Origin of the sequence: Paenibacillus sp. ICGEB2008, from assembly GCF_000307675.1 — a bacterium.
GTDB classification, from domain to species: domain Bacteria; phylum Bacillota; class Bacilli; order Paenibacillales; family Paenibacillaceae; genus Paenibacillus; species Paenibacillus polymyxa.
In genome coordinates this window covers 41,865-61,019 of sequence record NZ_AMQU01000010.1, presented here as the reverse complement: position 1 = coordinate 61,019, position 19,155 = coordinate 41,865, and the positions used below count along the sequence as shown (strand labels likewise).

The window sequence follows — 19,155 nt, the reverse complement described above, 5'->3', positions numbered from 1 at the left end:
ATCATGCGTAATTCGTCTGTAGATCGCCATTCATCTCCTACGTCCAAGTCCAATGCGGGCGGGCGCAGGCGAATCATGATTTGGTTGCTATCGCTTGCCGCCTTTGGTAGTTGGGCCATATTCACCTTTTTTTCTCAAGGCATGATCATGGCCGATCGAAGTGAACAGCTCACCCAGAAGGAAAAACAGAAGCAAGCTGCTACACAAACGGAACAACAGCTTCAAACCGAAGTGAATCGTCTCAAGGACCCTGAGTACATTGGAGAAATTGCTAGAAGCAAGTACGGTCTTTACAAACCGGAAGAGACGCCAATCATCGGAGATCAAAAATAGAGGCATTATCGGGCCAATGCTTAGTTGACCTTGGTTCCGCCATTTTGTATAATCAAATCACCACAGCGGGATTTTTTTGCAAAAAATCGGTTGTATATTTTAAGGGAGGATCATTTTATTCTATGGCAATTGAAGTGGGCACCAAGTTAGAGGGCAAAGTGACAGGCATCACGCATTTTGGAGCATTTGTGGATTTGTCTGGAGGTGTCACGGGTCTCGTTCACATCTCGGAAATCGCCGATAATTATGTTAAGGATGTTAACGACCACCTGAAGATTAATGATGTTGTGACGGTGAAAGTCATTAATGTTGACAAAGATGGCAAAATCGGACTTTCCATTAAGCAAACGATTGATAAGCCGGCAAGTGAAGCCCGTCCCCCAAGAGCTCCAAGACCGGAGCGTACAGGAGGACCAGGCGGAGGAGACCGTTTTGGCGGCGGAGGTTCAGGTCCAAGTCAGGGACGCGGTGGTGGTTTCAACCGCGATCGTGGAGGCCGTTCTTTCAAGCCTGCACCGGGTAAACCTTCATTTGAGGATAAAATGTCACGCTTCCTGAAAGATAGTGAGGAACGCATTTCGTCGCTGAAAAAGAATACCGAAGGTAAACGCGGAGGACGCGGCGCGAAGCGTGTTTAATTCACTTTGACAACCGTATCAACCATACACGGAAAACCGTACAGTCGAAAGACTGCTACGGTTTTTTTGCGTTCTACCGACAAGAGATGCGACAAGCTGTGGCTGCGGGCAATACATTTGGGCGAAGGTGTACAGGCACATTTTTAAGATTAGTAGTTTCATGAAGAAGAGTAGAAGCATCGTACTGAAATGTTAGATGTTTTTTTTGTCGTGTGGACATAATCGTCCGACAAACTCCAACGGTTTTCCGTCTATCTTCTGTGCAAATCGCTAGTCTGGGAATCAGGGTGGACGACATACAGAGGCCGTGCAAGGCGTGGAGTGATACAACTTCCATCTGCTTCCATACGGGCGCAGCTTGATGTACAGGGGGATGCTCCGTCCTTTCGCGCGGCACGTTTTTTTTGTCGGAAATTTCTTGGAATAAGACGTGAGGTTCTGACAAACTTTCTCAATCGTTCCGGTTTAAGATGGGAACATCAAATTGATGAATGGGGTGCCTGACGCATGATGGAGAAATGGAACGTGGTACATTTTCCGGGGTTAAAATCTAGAAAGTCCAAATCCAAAGAGCGTACGGAAGGTTGGCCTTCCAGACTCAAGAAACGGCTCGATTCACATAAAATGGTGCAATGGGTAACCGCGCAAAGATGGATGCTGCTATTGTCAGCTATGGGAGTTCTACTGGGACGCGCCACTATTTTGGACGAGCTTTCTCCTTTTGCCCTCGCTTATTTTGCGGTCATTACGTTCCTTCGGCGTGATCTAATGCTGCCTGTAGCTGTATCCGTTGTGCTAGGCAGCCTGTTAGCTCCTTACCCATCGTTGTTCATGATTGGTGGTGAGCTAATCGTATTTTATCTCCTGTATCGCGGGCTACGTACCTTCGATCGTCTGGAATTATCCTATGCCCCGCTTATGGTCTTCTTGTCTGTGTTTATGGTCAATTTATTTAACGCCGTGATGGCTCCGGCTTTTACATGGTATGAGCTTGTCATTGTGGGAACGGATGCTGTGCTCAGTTTTATGCTTACATTGGTGTTCACACAGGCCATACCGCTGTTTACGTACCGCAAGAAGGCAAGCCAATTGAAGAACGAAGAAATTTTGTGTCTGATTATTCTATTAGCCTCTGTGATGACGGGAGCAGTAGGATGGACCGTTCATTCACTGTCTGTCGATCATGTGCTTTCACGATATTTGGTCTTGGTGTTTGCTTTGGTGGGAGGTGCTTCGTTGGGTGCTTCGGTCGGTGTGATTACCGGTTTAATTTTAAGCCTGGCCAATATGTCCGCAATTGTGCAGATGAGTCTACTTGCTTTTGCAGGTTTGCTGGCAGGAATGCTGCGTGAAGGGAGAAAAGGTGCAGTGGCCCTTGGCATGCTGTTGGGCTCCTCCATTTTGACGATCTATTTGGATGGGACTGGGGACGTGTTGACATCAACCTGGGAGAGCTGCGCGGCAATTCTATTATTTTTAATGACTCCAAAAAGTTTCTTTAAAGCGGTTTCTACCTATGTCCCTGGTACGCAGGATCACGCCAAGTCCCAGCATGAATATGCCAAAAGAGTTCGTGATCTCACTGCCGAGCGGGTGACGAAATTTTCCCGTGTATTCAGCCAGCTATCGCGCAGCTTCCATCAGATATCTGCGAGTGAGGGAGCAAAACCGGACGGAGAAATGGAACACTTTATGAATGCGGTGGCGGAAGGAACCTGTGCCACTTGCTTTAAGTGCGAGCAGTGCTGGGACGGCAAGTTTATGCAAACCCATCAGTATATGACGGAAATGATGAGTGCCATTGAGGATAATCCTGATTTGGAGCCGGAGCAGATGCCGCCACAATGGAGCAAGGCATGTGCCAAGACGGGCGCTGTCCTGCAGGTAATGAAGCAGCAGTATAGTCTCTACCAACATAATATGCAGTGGAAGCGCCAAGTATACGATAGTCGTCAGCTTGTTGCTGATCAGCTATCCGGTGTATCGCAAATTATGGAGGATTTAGCGCGGGAAATTCAGCGAGAAGGGCAGACCATGCATCGGCAGGAAGAGCAAATCCGAGAGGCTCTTGATCGACTCGGCTTGTCCATCCAATCCATTGAGATTATTAGCCTGGATGCAGGTCAGGTTGAAATAGAGATTGTCCATGCCTATACAAGGGGATTTGATGAATGTCGGAAAATCATTGCTCCACTGCTGTCGGACATACTGGACGAGCATATAGCTGTCATGCGCGAAACGGCGGCAGATCGCCGCCAAGGCTTGGCTACAGTCATGTTCGGCTCTGCTAAAACGTATGAGATTGCTACAGGAGTAGCTAGTGCGGCCAAAGGAGGCGATTTCTTCTCAGGAGACAGTTATAGCATGATGGAGTTAGGGAATGGGACTTTCGCAGTCTCTTTAAGTGACGGTATGGGGAACGGAGAGCGTGCGCAGCAAGAGAGCAGTGCAGCACTTAACATTTTGGAAGAACTACTGCAATCAGGTATGGACGAAAAATTAGCGATCAAGTCGGTTAACTCTGTCCTGATGCTCCGATCACCTGAGGAAATGTATGCTACGGTGGATATGGCGCTGATTGATCAGTATACGGCCCGGACAACCTTTATGAAGATTGGATCTACACCGAGCTTTATTAAAAGAGGGGAGGAGGTCATTCCTGTATCTGCCAGCAATTTACCGATTGGCATTATACAGGATATCGAAGTTGATTTGGTGTCACTGCAACTCCAGCCAGGAGATATTCTCATTATGATAACAGACGGTATATACGATTCACCGGGTTATGCAGTCAATAAAGAAATATGGATGAAACGCATGATTCAAGAGATTGAAAGTGAGGACCCGCAGGAACTGGCCGACTGTTTGCTAGAACGGGTTATTCGATATCAACAAAATCAAATCTATGATGATATGACTGTAGTTGTTAGTAAAATTGATCACTTTCGCCCAGAGTGGGCCACCCTTCATGTACCTGGCATGAGGTGGTTGGAACGTCCGCGGACGGTGAGCTAGACTGACATTGCCCGGGAAATTGCTTATTCATTTTTAAAAATCCGCATCCTTCGTTTGAATCGTTCCGGATTAGGCAAAGATAGAATCTATCGGAATAGATTAAGAGGAAGCGGAGGTCAAAAAGCGATGAAGCAAATTTTGATCATTACAGATGGATGCTCTAACGTAGGGGTTAGCCCAGTGATGGCGGCTGCCCAAGCTTTACGGGAGGGAATTACAGTGAACGTCGCCGGAGTCATAGATTATGGAACCATCGGCGAGCTTGGGAGCGCAGAGATTCAGGAAATTGGTAAAGCAGGGGGAGGGTTTAGCCAAATCGTCGGTACGAAGCAGTTGGCACAAACCATGCAAATGATGACGCGCAAAACAGTGGTTCAAACGATTCAGCAGGCGGTTAATAGAGAGTTAACGCACATTTTGAGTGAGGGCGGCGCCCGGCATATCGGTGAACTGCCTCCGGCCAAACGAGCCCAGGTAGTTGAGGTAATGGATGAACTGACAGAAACAAGCCCTCTGGAAATTGCCTTACTCATTGATGCAAGTGCAAGCATGAAGCCTAAGCTGCCTGCTGTAGAGGATAGTATCCGCGATTTGCTGCTCAGTTTACAGTCCAGAAGCGGACTCAGCCGTATATCTGTATTTCATTTTCCGGGTGGACGAATGGGAGAAGACGCAGTCATGGATATCGGGTGGACCTCTGAGCTAGACCAGATCAAATCGATATTCGGACGCTTGCGGATGAAAGGAGCGACACCGACAGGACCAGCCATTTTACAAGTGATTGATTATTACCGATATGTTACACTAGGGGAACAGAAAGATCTGGAAGAATCCTATGGCAAAGGAGAAGGGATGCTCGGTGACTACGTCGTCTGATCCCGTTCTTGCACCCGGAACGGTCATCAAGGGCAAGTGGAAGCGGAGTAGCTATGTCATCCAGCGCTTGCTGGGCCGGGGAGCGAACGGAACTGTATATTTGGTAAAAGAAGCACAGGCCGATCGGCAATTTGCTCTCAAAATGGGAAAGAACACGCTTGATCTGCAATCGGAGATTAATGTGCTGACCACATTACAGTCTCAAGGGACTCAGGCTGCCCTCCAGCGGAATGGAAATCCTTCCTTCTTGTTTGAAGTGGATGATGTAGTGTTACGCAATGGGGAGATCCCCTTTTATGTTATGCGATACGTTAAAGGAGATCCGCTTCATAAATTTGTGGCAGCCAAAGGGTCTGAATGGTATGGTGTGGCTGGGACTGGCATACTGAATCGTCTGGCCGATCTCCATCAGGCAGGATGGGTGTTTGGCGACCTGAAGCCTCAAAATATATTGGTCAATGCCTATGGAGAGGCTGAGTTGATTGATTATGGTGGCGTGTCCCTTGCAGGTCGGAGTGTTAAACAATTTACAGAATGGTACGATAGGGGATTTTGGAATGCTGGTAGCCGAAATGCTGATCCCCAGTATGATCTGTTTGCCTTTGCTCTTTTAACGGTTCATATATTGGAGAGCGAATCGTTAAAGGCGGCTGCGAGTAGGCTGCCGCAGCTACGTAATACGGCAGAATTGACAGTCATTATTCGTCGCAGTCGTGTATTACGCCCCTACGCCGAATGGCTGCTGGGTGCAGTACGTGGGGAATATTCCGATACTCGTGCAGCGGCCCGAGCTTGGTCGCGTCTGGCTTCCGCGCATGTCAGGCAATCATCTGTCAAAAGAGGAAATCCACGCTGGTTGGGATATGCTTTCACGGTATCGCTTTTGCTGCTTGCTGGAGCGCTCTGGATTGCGTTAAGGTAGCAGCATGACTTACATAAGATAACAGAGGATCATCATTTTTACGGTCGGGAGAAAAGAGGGTCGTGAATGGGAACAACAAAACCGACCGGTGTTGTACAGGAAGTGCTCGCTTTGGCGCGAGAACATTCCCTGTGGAGCCCCGGAGACCGCATTGTGGTTGCTGTATCCGGTGGACCGGATTCGGTGGCCCTTTTGCACATTTTACATGAAATATCCGTTATACATATGCCATTACAACTTGTCTGCGCTCATGTTCATCATGGCTTCAGGCCAGAGGAATCGGATGCGGAGGCTGAAGAGGTACGCAATATTGCCCGAAAGCTCAAGCTTCCATTTGAAATGATCCGGGTTGATGCACCCGCTTATATAAAGGAAAGCGGCAAGGGTCCACAGGAAGCGGCCCGTGAGCTACGGTACAGCTTTTTACATGATACGGCTACGAAGTGGGAGGCACAGCATATTGCTATGGCTCACCATGGCGATGATCAAGCGGAGACAGTCCTCTTGCACTTGCTGCGCGGTAGCGGACCGGCGGGTTTGGCGGGTATGCGTTTGGCACGCACCGAAAAAAATGTGCAACTCATTCGCCCGCTGCTTCGTATGTACAAGGCTGACTTGATTGAGTATTGTAACTTTTATGGTCTTTCCTATGTGACAGACAGCACTAATTTATCGACCAAATACCGTCGTAATGCCATCCGCATGGATGTGCTTCCTTTTTTGGGGCAATATAATGAGCAACTGACACCGTCCCTGAACCGGCTAGCCGAAACGATGGCTGACGAAAATGATTTTATGGAGGCAGCTACACTGTCGGTATACGAGAAAATGGTGCATTTCAATAATGGCAGGTACATGTTTTCCATCGCATCATACCGTGAGCTATCCGTTGCTTTACAACGGAGGTTGATTAAACTAATATTAAATTATCTGCCTTCGGACAGTGGAAATTTTGATTTTCGTAAAATTGAGACCGTTCGACTAAGACTTCTCCAGGAGACAACTTCTACATGGAGCTTGGACTTGGGCGGCGGTGCGGTTGGAGTCCGCGAATATGACCAGGCGGTTTTGTTTGACCGTACGCAAGTCGTTATGGGTGAATGGAGCTATGGACTGAGCGTATTGCCTATTTCCGGTGAGCTTGAGTTGCCTGAAGCGGGTGGTATACTCCGGTGGCAAAGAGCTTCCTATTTGGATGGACAACATCCGGCGAATGAGGAAGAAGCATGGTTCGACGCAGATGAATTGACTCTGCCGTTGACTGTACGCTCGCGATTACCTGGAGATACCATGTATGTAATGGGATTAAACGGAAGAAAAAAGGTTAAAGATATTTTTATTGATGAAAAAATACCTCCTTCAATGCGTTCCGTTCTTCCCATCGTCTGCGACCATTCTGGAGTTGTTCTCTGGATTCCGGGCGTACGACGTTCTGTACATGCTGCGGTGCAAAAGCACACGTCTTCGGTTATATATATGTCATGGCAAAGACGAGAGAGTCCGGGGTACCGGTAATTGCGCAGGAACGGCTTTCATAGTATAAACTTAGGAGGTTTACACCGTTGCAAAATGATATTCAGGAAGTATTGATCAGTGAAGAAGAAATTCAGAGTAAAATCAAGGAATTAGGCGCACAGCTTAGCGTGAAATATGAAGGGAAAAATCCATTGGTGATTTGCGTGCTGAAGGGTGCGTTTATCTTTATGGCCGATTTGGTTAAATCCATTACAGTGCCGTTGGAACTTGATTTCATGGCTGTATCTAGTTATGGAGTATCCACCAAATCATCAGGCGTCGTTAAAATCATCAAAGATTTGGACGCTTCCGTAGAAGGACGCGATGTTCTGATTGTCGAAGATATTATCGACAGTGGTCTGACACTGACACATTTGATTGAATTGCTTAAAAATCGTAATGCCAATTCGGTATGTGTCGTAACTTTGTTCGACAAGCCTGCACGCCGGACAGTTAATCTTGAAGCTGATTACACCGGATTTACACTTCCGGATGCGTTTGTTGTCGGCTATGGTCTGGACTATGCCGAGCACTACCGGAACCTCCCATACATAGGGATTTTAAAGCCGGAAATCTACACCAGCTAATCTCAGCCTCCAGTCCTAGGACTAAATAGGGTCCTTTGTTGAGAAGGGCTTACAGGCTATGGTAAAATAACTTAAGTGTCTCGAGAGGAGGTAGGGGATGAATCGGTTCATCCGGAATTCTGGTTTTTATTTGATTCTTTTTTTAGTTGTGGTGGGTATCGTTCAGTTTGTTAGCAACAGTAACGAAGCCTCCGATCTCCCTAGATATGACCAATTACGGCAAGAGGTTAAAGCTAATAATATCTCTAAAGTAACGGTCCAATTTGACGGTTACGCCTATCTTGTAACCGGTGCATATAAGAAGCAGCCGGCTAATGCTAAATCAACCAATTTTTCCGTATACGTTCCACCAACGGATCAAGCACTAAGTGAACTGGTGAATGCCAGCGAAACGAACGGGTTTGAATACGTACAGAAGAAAATGGAAGGCGAAAGCATTTGGCTGACATTTTTGACTTCTATCATTCCTTTGGTGATCATGTTCCTGTTGTTCTTCTTCCTGTTTAATCAGGCACAGGGCGGTGGCGGCAAAGTAATGAACTTCGGCAAGAGCAAAGCCCGTCTGTATAACGAAGAGAAGAAGAAAGTTACCTTCGAAGACGTAGCAGGGGCTGACGAAGAGAAGCAGGAGCTTGTCGAAGTCGTAGAATTCTTGAAGGACCCACGTAAGTTCGCAGCCGTGGGCGCTCGTATTCCAAAAGGTGTTCTGTTAGTGGGTCCTCCAGGTACGGGTAAAACACTCTTGGCGAGAGCTGTTGCAGGCGAGGCCGGAGTGCCGTTTTTCAGTATCTCAGGTTCTGATTTTGTAGAAATGTTCGTCGGGGTCGGTGCTTCCCGTGTTCGTGACTTGTTCGAGAATGCGAAGAAGAACGCTCCTTGTATCATTTTTATTGATGAAATTGATGCCGTTGGACGTCAACGTGGCGCCGGATTGGGTGGCGGACATGATGAACGTGAGCAAACGCTCAACCAATTGCTCGTAGAGATGGACGGATTTGGCGCAAACGAGGGCATCATCATCGTTGCTGCTACTAACCGTCCGGACATTCTAGATCCAGCCTTGCTTCGTCCTGGACGTTTTGACCGTCAAATTACGGTTGACCGTCCAGATGTTAAAGGTCGCGAAGCAGTATTGCATGTACATGCACGCAACAAACCATTAACGAAGGATGTTAAATTGGACGTCATTGCGAAACGTACAACAGGCTTTACGGGCGCTGATCTGGAAAACTTGTTGAACGAAGCTGCCTTGCTGGCCGCTCGTCGCAACCGTAGAGATATTTCGATGCGAGAAGTAGATGAAGCTATCGACCGCGTGATCGTAGGTACTGAAAAACGCAGCCGCGTAATCAGTGACCGCGAGAAACGGATTGTTGCTTATCATGAAGCAGGGCATACGATTATTGGTTACTTCCTGGAGAATGCCGATATGGTTCACAAGGTAACCATTATTCCACGTGGACGTGCAGGCGGATATGTCATCATGCTTCCGAAGGAAGACCGCATGCTGACAACCAAGCAGGAATTGCTGGACAAAATCACTGGATTGTTGGGTGGACGTGTTTCCGAGGAGCTGTTTATTGGTGAGATCGGAACAGGGGCTTATAGTGACTTCCAACAAGCGACAGGCATTGCGCGTAGCATGATCGTGGAATACGGTATGAGTGAGAAGCTCGGCCCGATGCAGTTCGGAACTTCCCAAGGTCAAGTATTCCTTGGACGTGATATTGGTCATGAGCAAAACTACAGTGATCAGATTGCTTATGAGATTGACCAGGAGATGAATCGCTTCATCACTGACTCCTATGAGCGTGCTAGAGAACTCTTGACGAAGTATTCGAAAGAGGTTCATTTGATCGCTCAAACCTTGTTGGAAGAAGAAACCCTGGAGCTTGAACAAATCAAACGTTTGATCGAGACAGGTTCTTTGAACGGCAATACGAATGAGGGAGAAGGAACACCGGAAAACGGTGAGCCTGTGATCGACAACATCGGTGATGTTCGTGTACGTATTCAAGGTAAGGATGACGAGCCTAAGAATACAACAGATCAACCGAACGATATCCCTAATCTGCAAAAACCAGAGGATGATAACAATTCAGGCAATTCCGGCGGTACTCCACCGACAACAACCTGATCATCTGATGGATAGTTGAATAAGCATATATGTAAGCTTCGGGGAACCAGATCCTATTGGTTTTCCGAAGCTTTTTTAAATGTGGAAGATTATTGCTGACGTGATTTGACAGACACAGGAACGTTGTGTACATTTATTGTTAAATAAACGGCTGTCGCCTTCCTAGCTTAAAAGGCCAACAGCCGCTGCAATCGACTTACTATCATTTTGAACATATCCGTGAGCGCATACTGTACGATCTATGGTGTGCGCTATTCTTCTGTGAAATCAGGTGAAAGGCATGATTCCAAGATATCTAGTTGATTTTAATGTAGCGGAATTGACCCAATACGAAGCCGACGTCTTAATCATCGGCTCCGGTATTGCGGGCTTATATACAGCGATTAAGGCTGCGGAGAATCGGAAAGTGTTGCTGATTACCAAGAAAACTTTAATGGAAAGCAACACACGTTATGCTCAAGGCGGCATTGCTGCTGTCACATCGGACGAGGATACACCGGCTTACCACATGCAAGATACTCTGATTGCTGGTGCAGGTCTGTGTGAACCCGAGGCGGTCAGAACGCTTGTTCATGAAGGCCCAGAAGGTATTAAAGAGTTAATACGATTGGGGACAGCCTTTGACCGTGTGAATGGTGAACTAGCGCTAACCCGAGAGGGGGCGCATAGTCATCGTCGCATTTTGCATGCAAATGGAGATGCCACCGGTTATGAAATCGTGCGTGCCTTGTCACAGCAGGTTGTCGCCCATCCCGGTATTGAGGTGTGGGAAGAGTGCATGGTCATTGACCTGCTGACTGAGCATGGTGAGTGTATTGGGGCCCTCGTTCAAATGCCAGATGGGGAAAGGTCGTATATCACTGCCAATGCAACCATTTTGTGCTCAGGAGGTAGCGGGCAATTATACCGTTACACGACTAACCCGGGTATCGCAACTGGGGACGGTATTGCTATGGCTTATCGTGCGGGGGCAGTTGTACGGGATATGGAGTTCGTACAGTTTCATCCTACGGCGTTGTGCCATCCGGGCGCTCCAAGGTTTCTAATTTCCGAAGCCGTACGGGGAGAAGGGGCCGTGTTACGCAACATTCATGGAGAACGCTTCATGGACAAGTACGATTCCCGACAGGAGCTTGCACCCAGAGATATCGTAGCTCGTGCGATCATCCATGAGATGGAACGCACTCAGTCTACGTTTGTATACCTGGATATTACACACGAGCCGCCTGAGCGGGTAAAGCAACGTTTTCCGACGATTTATCGGACATGTCTGTCATATGGTTTGGATATGACGACAGGCTGGATTCCCATTGCTCCTGCTGCCCATTATATGATGGGTGGTATCCAGACTAATCTATACGGGGAAAGCTCCGTTAGGCGTTTGTTCGCTTGTGGAGAGACTTCTTCCACAGGTGTTCACGGTGCTAATCGTCTGGCGAGCAATTCGTTATCTGAAGCTATTGTGTTCGCCAGCAGGATTATCGAGCGGCTGCATTCATTGCCACCGCTGGTCGGCCATACTTTGATATCTTACAGTGATAACCGTGCAGAGTTCCAGGCTTCATCCGTCGTGGGACAGCGACATAAGCTGCAAGAAACGATGGTTCATTATGCTGGAGTTCGTCGGCATAGTGAAGGGCTGCAAGCAGCTTTAGAAGAGCTGCACGGGCTAGTGTCTGTTTTTCAGGCTGTGATCACCAGCCGGGAAGAGATCGAATTCGCCAATTTGCTCACCTGTGCTTTATTAGTAGCAGATGGTGCGCTACTGCGTGAGGAGAGCCGGGGGGCACACTATCGTGAGGACTTCCCTGAGACAGATGATCGCATGTGGCGAAAGCATGTCCAGCAGCGACGTGAGCAAGGCATAACGGAGGAGAGCGTTCATGACATCTAACAGCGAGCTTTATGGAGAGTTTAGCGGATATCAGGAAGAACTGACGGCACAAATTCGCAGCTGGCTGCGAGAAGATACAGGTTCTGGCGATGTGACCACACGTTGGACGATTGAGCCGGGTCACCAATCCAAGGCTGTCATTCATGCCAAAGAGAGCGGCGTGATTGCGGGTTTACCTGTGGCTGAACTTGTATTTCGAGTAGTGGACCCTTCCTTGTCGTTCACTCCGTTGGTGACCGATGGCCAATGGATTGAAAAGGGGAGCGTTTTGGCAGAAGTGAATGGGAGTACTCATGCGATTTTGACCGGGGAGCGATTGGCATTAAATTTACTTCAGCGGATGTCCGGTATTGCAACGCGGACGCGGACTTTTATAGATCAACTGCATGGACTTTCCACGCGCTTGGTGGACACACGTAAAACAACGCCAGGACATCGACTGTTAGAGAAGTATGCTGTGCGTGTAGGTGGCGGCTCGAATCATCGCTTTGGTCTGTACGATGCGGTTATGATTAAGGATAATCATATTAAGGGCGCGGGTGGGATTGCACAGGCGGTCAGCCGAGCGCGCGCGCATATACCGCATACAATGACGATCGAAGTAGAGACGGAAAACATGACGCAAGTCCGGGAAGCTCTGGAGGCTGGGGCGGATATTATTATGCTGGATAACATGTCCGTCCCAGATATGAAGGAAGCCGTTCGCTTCATTCGTGAACAGGCCCCACACGTCAAAACAGAAGCCTCAGGCAATGTATCGTTGGATACAGTGCGTGAGATGGCTGAGAGCGGCGTAGATGTGATTTCTGTAGGCAGGCTGACATACTCTTTTCATAACCTGGATATCAGCCTTGACCTTAACGCTAAGAAAGATAGGTGACACCGATTGATTCTTGTAGTGGATGTAGGTAATACCAATATTGTTCTAGGAATGTATGAAGGGCGCGAGCTGTTGCACCACTACCGGATCAGCACCTCCAGACAGGCAACAGCGGATGAATACGGCGTACTCATACATAATCTTTTTAGTATGGGCGGCGTATTAAAGGATGACATTCAGGGAGTTATTATTTCCTCTGTCGTTCCGCCGTTGGTCCGTGTATTAGAGGAAATGTGCGATAAATATATAGGCAAAACGCCGTTAATCGTCGGACCGGGAATCAAGACCGGTCTTAACCTGCGTTACGAGAATCCGCGTGAAGTAGGTGCGGATCGGATCGTGAACGCTGTTGCGGCTGTAGAACGGTTCGGCGGGCCTCTCGTTGTGGTGGATTTTGGAACGGCGACGACGTTTGATTGTATTGACGATAAGGGAAACTATCTGGGTGGAGTCATTGTGCCGGGTATCGGCATTTCGACAGAGGCACTGTATCAACGGGCTTCCAAGCTCCCTCGTATCGAGTTGGAGAAACCCAAAAAGGTTATTGGTCGGAATACGGTCCATGCCATGCAAGCCGGGATTATTTTCGGTTACGCTGGGCAAGTGGATGGCATTGTGAGGCGCATTAAGGAAGAAATGCAGGCAGAACCCACGGTTATTGCTACCGGAGGTCTTGCAGAGCTAATCGCATCAGAGACAGAGAGCATTCAGAAAGTGTTGCCGATGTTGACGCTCGAAGGATTACGCATCATTTACCAACGTAACGCCGAATAAAAAGTGGATATAAGCTGCCGCTGAGTCAAGCCGATGATCTTATCGGTTTGGATTAGCGGCGTTTTTCGTCTATACTGAAATATGTTACGTTTTTGAACAATTCGGTGATCTGTTAAGGCAGGTTGTTTATATAGTGGGAAATGATGTTTCAAGGATGAGGAAATACTAACGAAAATAAGCAGCATGGCTGCCTTGGATAATAGGGGAGGATATCAATATGGAAAATAAGCAGGATCGACTTATTCGCGGTACAGCCATGGATGGAAGGGTTAGAGCCTTTGCGGTTCGGACAACTCAATTGGTAGAAGAATTGCGGAGAAGACATGATACTTATCCTACAGCAACTGCTGCTTTGGGACGAACTCTCACAGCAGGTGCAATTATGGGTTCCATGCTCAAAGGCAAAGAAAGACTGACCATTCAAGTCAAAGGTGATGGGCCGATTGGTCAAATCGTCGTGGATGCCAATGCTGTAGGGGAAGTGCGAGGGTATGTTACTGAGCCCCATGTGCATTTGCCAAGCAATAGTATGGGCAAACTGGATGTAGCGGGTGCAGTAGGTACAGAGGGATTTATTCATATCATCAAGGATTTGGGATTAAAAGAGCCGTATCGCGGTAGTATCCCGATTATTTCAGGTGAACTTGGTGAAGACTTTACCTATTATTTTGCCAAATCCGAACAGACTCCGTCAGCGGTGGGTTTGGGTGTGCTGGTAGATACGGATAACTCCGTTATAGTGGCCGGCGGGTTTATTATTCAATTGCTTCCAGGTTTGAATGATGATGAGATTACTGCTATCGAAAATGCAGTCGGCTCCATTCCACCCGTTACCGCTCTGTTGGATCAAGGGCTAGAGCTTGACGAAATGCTGCGTTGGATGCTGCCGGACGTTCGAATCCTTGATGAAATGGATATCCATTTTCAATGTGAGTGCTCACGCGAGCGCGTAGAGAAAACATTGATCAGTCTGGGAGAAAGTGAATTGAAGCAATTGATTGAGGAAGAAGGACAGGCTGAGGTCGTGTGTCACTTTTGTAATGAGGCTTATCAGTTTAATAAGGATGAATTGCAAAATCTGTTAGATCAAGCCAAGGCCTAACCGGATAGGCGGTGTAAGCGATGACTACACGGGAAAAGGGATTATGGACAGCTGTCATTATTCTGACCGTTAGCGTCGCCGCCTTGGGTGGTCTTATCATGCTTCGGGGGCTGTTAAAGCCGGGTGATGTAAGCAAGGATGACGGCGATCATACTGTGGCGGAGATGGGTCAGGAAGGCATATCGGAGGAACAGTGGGTAGCGGAACTGAAAAAGCGATATGGAACGAATACGCTGTTGCAAATGTTGAATCGTAAAGCCGTGCAGGCTGAAACCAAGCGTCTCGGTATCAAGATCACCCAAGAGGATTTACAGCAGGTGCTGGAGCAGGATAGCAAAGGGTACGACTCAGAACACGCCTACTTTGAGGAAATGCAGCGACAATTTGGCCTAGATCCGGTTGACTTGCGGAATGAAGCGGAGTACCGAATTGGCTTGGAGAAAATAGCCACGCAAGGTATTCAGGTTGAGGAAACGGAGATTGACGAGTATTGGGAACAGCACCCTGAGGAATTTGCCGTTGGTAAGCAGATCAAACTGGCAGCTCTTTATGTGGCCAAAGCAGAGGAAGCAGAGGTGTTGCTGGATCGGGTTAAGCAAGGAGAAAGCTTCGACACGCTGCTTCGGGAACATTCAGGCTCAGGTAATCTTCTCGGCGAGGATCATAGCGGACAGCTAGGATGGGTGGATGAATATGACCCATATCAACCGGAGGCGATCATGAAGGCGGCAAGAGAACTAAGCTCCGGGGACGTTGCAGGTCCCATCTCCATTAACGATGGCTATGCGGTCATTTATGTACAGGATGTCAGGCTAAAGAGTTCTTCGGATAAGCGGCAGATTCGTCAGCAAATTCGCCGGTCGCTTGCGCTTGCACAAGCCGCTCCTTTGGATGAGGTCGAGAAGAGTCTGCGTGATAAATATGGAGCTCGTATTTTATCTGGGAAAGAGGTACCTTCCGCTTCTCTATAGCGTCGTAAAAGAATCTAGATTTGAAGGAAGCACGGTGCGGATAACGCGGGCGAACAGCATTGTAGCTTATTTACTCGTATTGACAATGGAATTGAAGATTGTTATGATTAGCGTATAAAACCAACTATTTTTATCGGAAATTAAATGAACGGCATAACACGAAGAATGATTTACCTAGAATCATCTACAATATGTTTTCGCAATTTTTAATATATCATCTACAGTCAGGGAGGAATTATCATGGCTAAAGTTGTTAATAACATCACCGACCTTATCGGGGAGACTCCCCTCGTTCGCCTCAACCGGATCGTACCGGAAGATAGCGCCGAAATTTATTTGAAACTGGAATATCAGAACCCGGGCTCCAGTGTAAAAGACCGTATTGCGATTAGTATGGTGGAAGAAGCTGAGCGTGAAGGTCTGCTTAAGCCGGGCGGTACTATTATTGAAGCAACTAGCGGTAACACAGGAATCGGCTTGGCTATGGTTGCTGCTGCGAAGGGGTATAAAGCAGTAATTGTTATGCCAGAAACGATGAGTATAGAGCGTCGTAATTTGCTGCGTGCTTATGGAGCCGAGCTTGTGTTAACACCTGGCTCAGAGGGTATGAACGGATCTGTTAAGAAAATGGAAGAGCTATTGAGCGAAAACCCGGATTATTTCGCTGCCGAGCAGTTCAAGAACAAAGCTAATATCAAAATTCACCGTGAAACGACGGGTCCTGAGATCGTAGAAGCGATTCGTTCCATTGGCGGCACTCTGGACGCTTTTATAGCAGGTATAGGGACTGGTGGAACTATTTCCGGTGCTGGAGAAGTGCTTAAAAAAGAATTCCCTGATATTAAAATCGTGGCTGTAGAGCCCGCTTCTTCCCCATTGCTAGCAGGCGGCAAGCCAGGACCTCACAAAATTCAAGGGCTGGGTGCCAACTTTATTCCTGAAATTCTAAATCGCGATATCTATGACGAAATTTTTCATGTAGAAAACGATGAAGCTTTCGAGGTAGCGCGTAGAGTGGCCAAGGAAGAGGGCATTTTGTCCGGTATTTCTTCTGGCGCGGCTGTTCACGCGGCCTTGAAGCTTGCTAAGCAATTGGGCAAGGGTAAGCGGATTGTTGTCATTATTCCAAGTAATGGCGAACGTTACCTGAGTACACCACTATACAATTTCGAGCTGTAATTATGTCGTAATTGTGTATACTATACGTAAGGAAACCCTCATTTCCCTGTAACCGGGGGATGAGGGTTTCTTTGTAAGGAGAAGAATGCAGACTTTTGGCAAAGTAATGGAAGGGGTAGCGCACACAGATGAAATGGACAGCTAGAGTGACGGAGGCGCAGTGGCAAACCTGGCAGAAGGAGGGCTGGAGTATACTTCCCTATATTGCTGAGTACCCATTGCCCGGAGGCGGATTGCCTCCATCGTGGCGGAGGCTTGGGAGGATTCGTCGCCATATGCCTTCTTGCTGGAGAGCGCTAAAGGTGGAAGATATACGTATCTAGCCTTGAATCCGGTTGCTATATTGGAAGGCAAGGGAGAACAAGCAGTTTGGACTGATTTGCAAAGCGGGGAGCATGGTGCTATACATGGACAACCTTTGACAGTCATGAACGATTGGATCGCCCCTTACCGTGCGCCACGTGTACCTGGCATGCCTTTTTTCTCTGGGGGATTTGCAGGCTACCTGGGCTACGATGTAGCTCGCTCGTTAGAGCGTTTGCCAACTCAAGCTGCAGACGATACCGATATACCTGATTATGTGTGGATGCGGGTGAATGAGCTATGGATTTATGATCATGAAACATCATGCCTATACTGTGCTGTTCATATGCCTAACCCTGTCCGCTTCGGTGAATTCAGTAGTCAGACTGATTTGGCAAATGAGGTTATGTTGAATGAGACCGCATCGATACTTGGCAAGCATTATACGGAAGCGGTCCAACGTACAGAACGCATGGTGACTCAGTGGAAGAACATTATACATGCGGGAGAGACTGATCCAGCTTACCCTCTTCGTTGTGCTCGGCTGTCCGAAAAAGGATTAGAGGCTGTTCATCAGGAATCTGAGGGCTGGAAAACGGCATTCAGTCAACAAGATTTTGAACATGCTGTGAAACGTGTGCAGGAATACATTGCTCAAGGGGATGTATTTCAGGTGAACTTGTCGATTCGTCAGAAACGTACGCTTGCAGCCCTTCCTGAGAATATATATGAATGGCTTCGTCTGCTGAATCCTTCCCCTTATATGGGGATGCTGCGCATGCCAGATTTGCGGATCGTCAGTGGCTCACCGGAATTGCTGGTGAAGCTGGAGGATGGACGTGTGAGTGCCCGACCTATTGCAGGTACGAGAAGAAGGGGACTAACACCGGATGAAGATGCCGCTATGGCCGCAGAGCTTCTATCAAGTGAAAAAGAACGAGCCGAGCATATTATGCTCGTCGATCTGGAGCGTAACGATATCGGACGGATTGCTGAATACGGATCGGTGCATGTTCCTGAATTGCTGACTGTCGAATATTATTCGCACGTTATGCATCTGGTTTCTCAGGTTGAGGGGAAGTTAGCCACGGGTCGTACAGCTATAGACGTAATTGCTGCTACCTTCCCGGGTGGAACCATTACCGGAGCTCCTAAGGTGCGTACGATGGAAATTATTGAAGAATTAGAGCCCGTCCGTCGGGGTCCTTATACGGGGTCCCTTGGATGGATTGACTATAATGGTAATATGGAATTAAATATTATAATAAGGACATTAGCTGTTCAGGGCAATACTGCCTATTTACAGACAGGTGCGGGTATCGTCATTGATTCAGACCCGTACAGAGAATATCGGGAGTGTCGGAACAAGGCCAGAGCTGTCATGAAGGCGGTACAATGTGGGGAAGAAGAAGCCGCTTTGAGCAGGAGCGGTATCACAGGAGGGTGAGTTTAATGATTTTGGTGATTGATAATTATGATTCATTTACGTACAATCTTGTTCAATATCTGGGTGAACTTGGCGAAGAAGTAACCGTAAAACGGAATGATGAGATTGATGTGAAAGGCATAGAAGAGCTGGCACCAGATCACATTTTGATCTCGCCGGGTCCATGCACGCCGAATGAAGCGGGAATATCGCTGGATGTAATCAGCCATTTTAAAGGCCGGATTCCGATTTTTGGCGTGTGTCTCGGTCACCAGGCCATCGGACAGGCTTTTGGCGGTAAGGTTATCCGGCTGATCGTCTCATGCACGGCAAAACGTCACCGATTCTCCATCACAATACCTCAGTATTTGAAGGCCTGCCTTCTCCATTTACAGCCACCCGGTATCATTCATTGCTTGTAGAGCGCGAGAGCCTGCCTGAATGTCTAGAGATTACCGCTGAAACCGCAGAGGGTGAAATTATGGGTTTGCGGCATAAAGAATTTGCCGTAGAAGGAGTCCAGTTCCATCCCGAATCCATTATTACGGACTACGGGCATCAACTGTTGCGCAATTTCCTAAAACGCAAGGTAGGCGTCTGATT

General features: G+C 47.9%; 14 protein-coding genes and 2 pseudogenes. All 16 read left to right on the top strand.

Annotation, left to right across the window (positions count from 1 at the left end; all coding sequences use genetic code 11):
• The first annotated feature begins 3 nt into the window (after positions 1-3).
• The 16 genes and pseudogenes from C400_RS0111350 to pabA all read left to right on the top strand — a co-directional run bounded on the left by C400_RS0111350 (position 4) and on the right by pabA (position 19,153).
• Complete coding sequence (locus C400_RS0111350; protein WP_013368687.1) at positions 4-333, top strand: FtsB family cell division protein; 330 nt, start codon at positions 4-6, stop codon at positions 331-333.
• 122 nt (positions 334-455) lie between these two features.
• Positions 456-971, top strand: a complete 516-nt coding sequence (locus tag C400_RS0111345) for a S1 domain-containing RNA-binding protein (protein WP_013368688.1) — start codon at positions 456-458, stop codon at positions 969-971.
• Positions 972-1,478: 507 nt separating this feature from the next.
• The gene (gene spoIIE, locus C400_RS0111340) at positions 1,479-3,986 is read left to right on the top strand and encodes a stage II sporulation protein E (protein ID WP_017427055.1); all 2,508 of its coding nucleotides are present in this window, start codon (positions 1,479-1,481) and stop codon (positions 3,984-3,986) included.
• A 126-nt stretch (positions 3,987-4,112) separates the two neighbouring features.
• Positions 4,113-4,862 carry a vWA domain-containing protein gene (locus C400_RS0111335; protein WP_017427054.1) on the top strand — a complete coding sequence of 250 codons (750 nt, stop codon included), beginning with the start codon at positions 4,113-4,115 and terminating at the stop codon, positions 4,860-4,862.
• Positions 4,846-5,784 (top strand): protein kinase domain-containing protein, encoded by a 939-nt coding sequence (locus C400_RS0111330; protein WP_016818909.1) that lies wholly within the window; start codon positions 4,846-4,848, stop codon positions 5,782-5,784. The genes C400_RS0111335 and C400_RS0111330 overlap by 17 nt, the downstream gene beginning before the upstream one ends.
• Before the next feature lie 66 nt (positions 5,785-5,850).
• Complete coding sequence (gene tilS, locus C400_RS0111325; RefSeq protein WP_017427053.1) at positions 5,851-7,299, top strand: tRNA lysidine(34) synthetase TilS; 1,449 nt, start codon at positions 5,851-5,853, stop codon at positions 7,297-7,299.
• Between the two features lie 47 nt (positions 7,300-7,346).
• On the top strand, positions 7,347-7,886 hold the full coding sequence (gene hpt, locus C400_RS0111320) for a hypoxanthine phosphoribosyltransferase (protein WP_013368693.1): 540 nt from the start codon (positions 7,347-7,349) through the stop codon (positions 7,884-7,886).
• A gap of 97 nt (positions 7,887-7,983) precedes the next feature.
• Complete coding sequence (gene ftsH / locus C400_RS0111315) at positions 7,984-10,023, top strand: ATP-dependent zinc metalloprotease FtsH (protein ID WP_017427052.1); 2,040 nt, start codon at positions 7,984-7,986, stop codon at positions 10,021-10,023.
• Between the two features lie 280 nt (positions 10,024-10,303).
• Positions 10,304-11,917 carry an L-aspartate oxidase gene (gene nadB, locus C400_RS0111310; RefSeq protein ID WP_017427051.1) on the top strand — a complete coding sequence of 538 codons (1,614 nt, stop codon included), beginning with the start codon at positions 10,304-10,306 and terminating at the stop codon, positions 11,915-11,917.
• Positions 11,907-12,797 carry a carboxylating nicotinate-nucleotide diphosphorylase gene (nadC, locus tag C400_RS0111305; protein WP_016818905.1) on the top strand — a complete coding sequence of 297 codons (891 nt, stop codon included), beginning with the start codon at positions 11,907-11,909 and terminating at the stop codon, positions 12,795-12,797. The genes nadB and nadC overlap by 11 nt, the downstream gene beginning before the upstream one ends.
• A gap of 6 nt (positions 12,798-12,803) precedes the next feature.
• Entirely contained in the window at positions 12,804-13,571 is a 768-nt protein-coding gene (locus C400_RS0111300) for a type III pantothenate kinase (RefSeq protein WP_013308148.1), read from the top strand.
• A 217-nt stretch (positions 13,572-13,788) separates the two neighbouring features.
• The gene (gene hslO, locus C400_RS0111295; protein ID WP_016818903.1) at positions 13,789-14,673 is read left to right on the top strand and encodes an Hsp33 family molecular chaperone HslO; all 885 of its coding nucleotides are present in this window, start codon (positions 13,789-13,791) and stop codon (positions 14,671-14,673) included.
• 20 nt (positions 14,674-14,693) lie between these two features.
• Positions 14,694-15,644, top strand: a complete 951-nt coding sequence (locus tag C400_RS0111290; RefSeq protein WP_017427050.1) for a peptidyl-prolyl cis-trans isomerase — start codon at positions 14,694-14,696, stop codon at positions 15,642-15,644.
• A gap of 240 nt (positions 15,645-15,884) precedes the next feature.
• Entirely contained in the window at positions 15,885-16,823 is a 939-nt protein-coding gene (cysK, locus tag C400_RS0111285; protein WP_016818901.1) for a cysteine synthase A, read from the top strand.
• A 128-nt stretch (positions 16,824-16,951) separates the two neighbouring features.
• Positions 16,952-18,573: pseudogene (locus C400_RS0111280) on the top strand (anthranilate synthase component I family protein).
• Between the two features lie 5 nt (positions 18,574-18,578).
• Positions 18,579-19,153 (top strand): annotated as a pseudogene (gene pabA, locus C400_RS0111275) (aminodeoxychorismate/anthranilate synthase component II).
• Positions 19,154-19,155 lie beyond the last annotated feature (2 nt).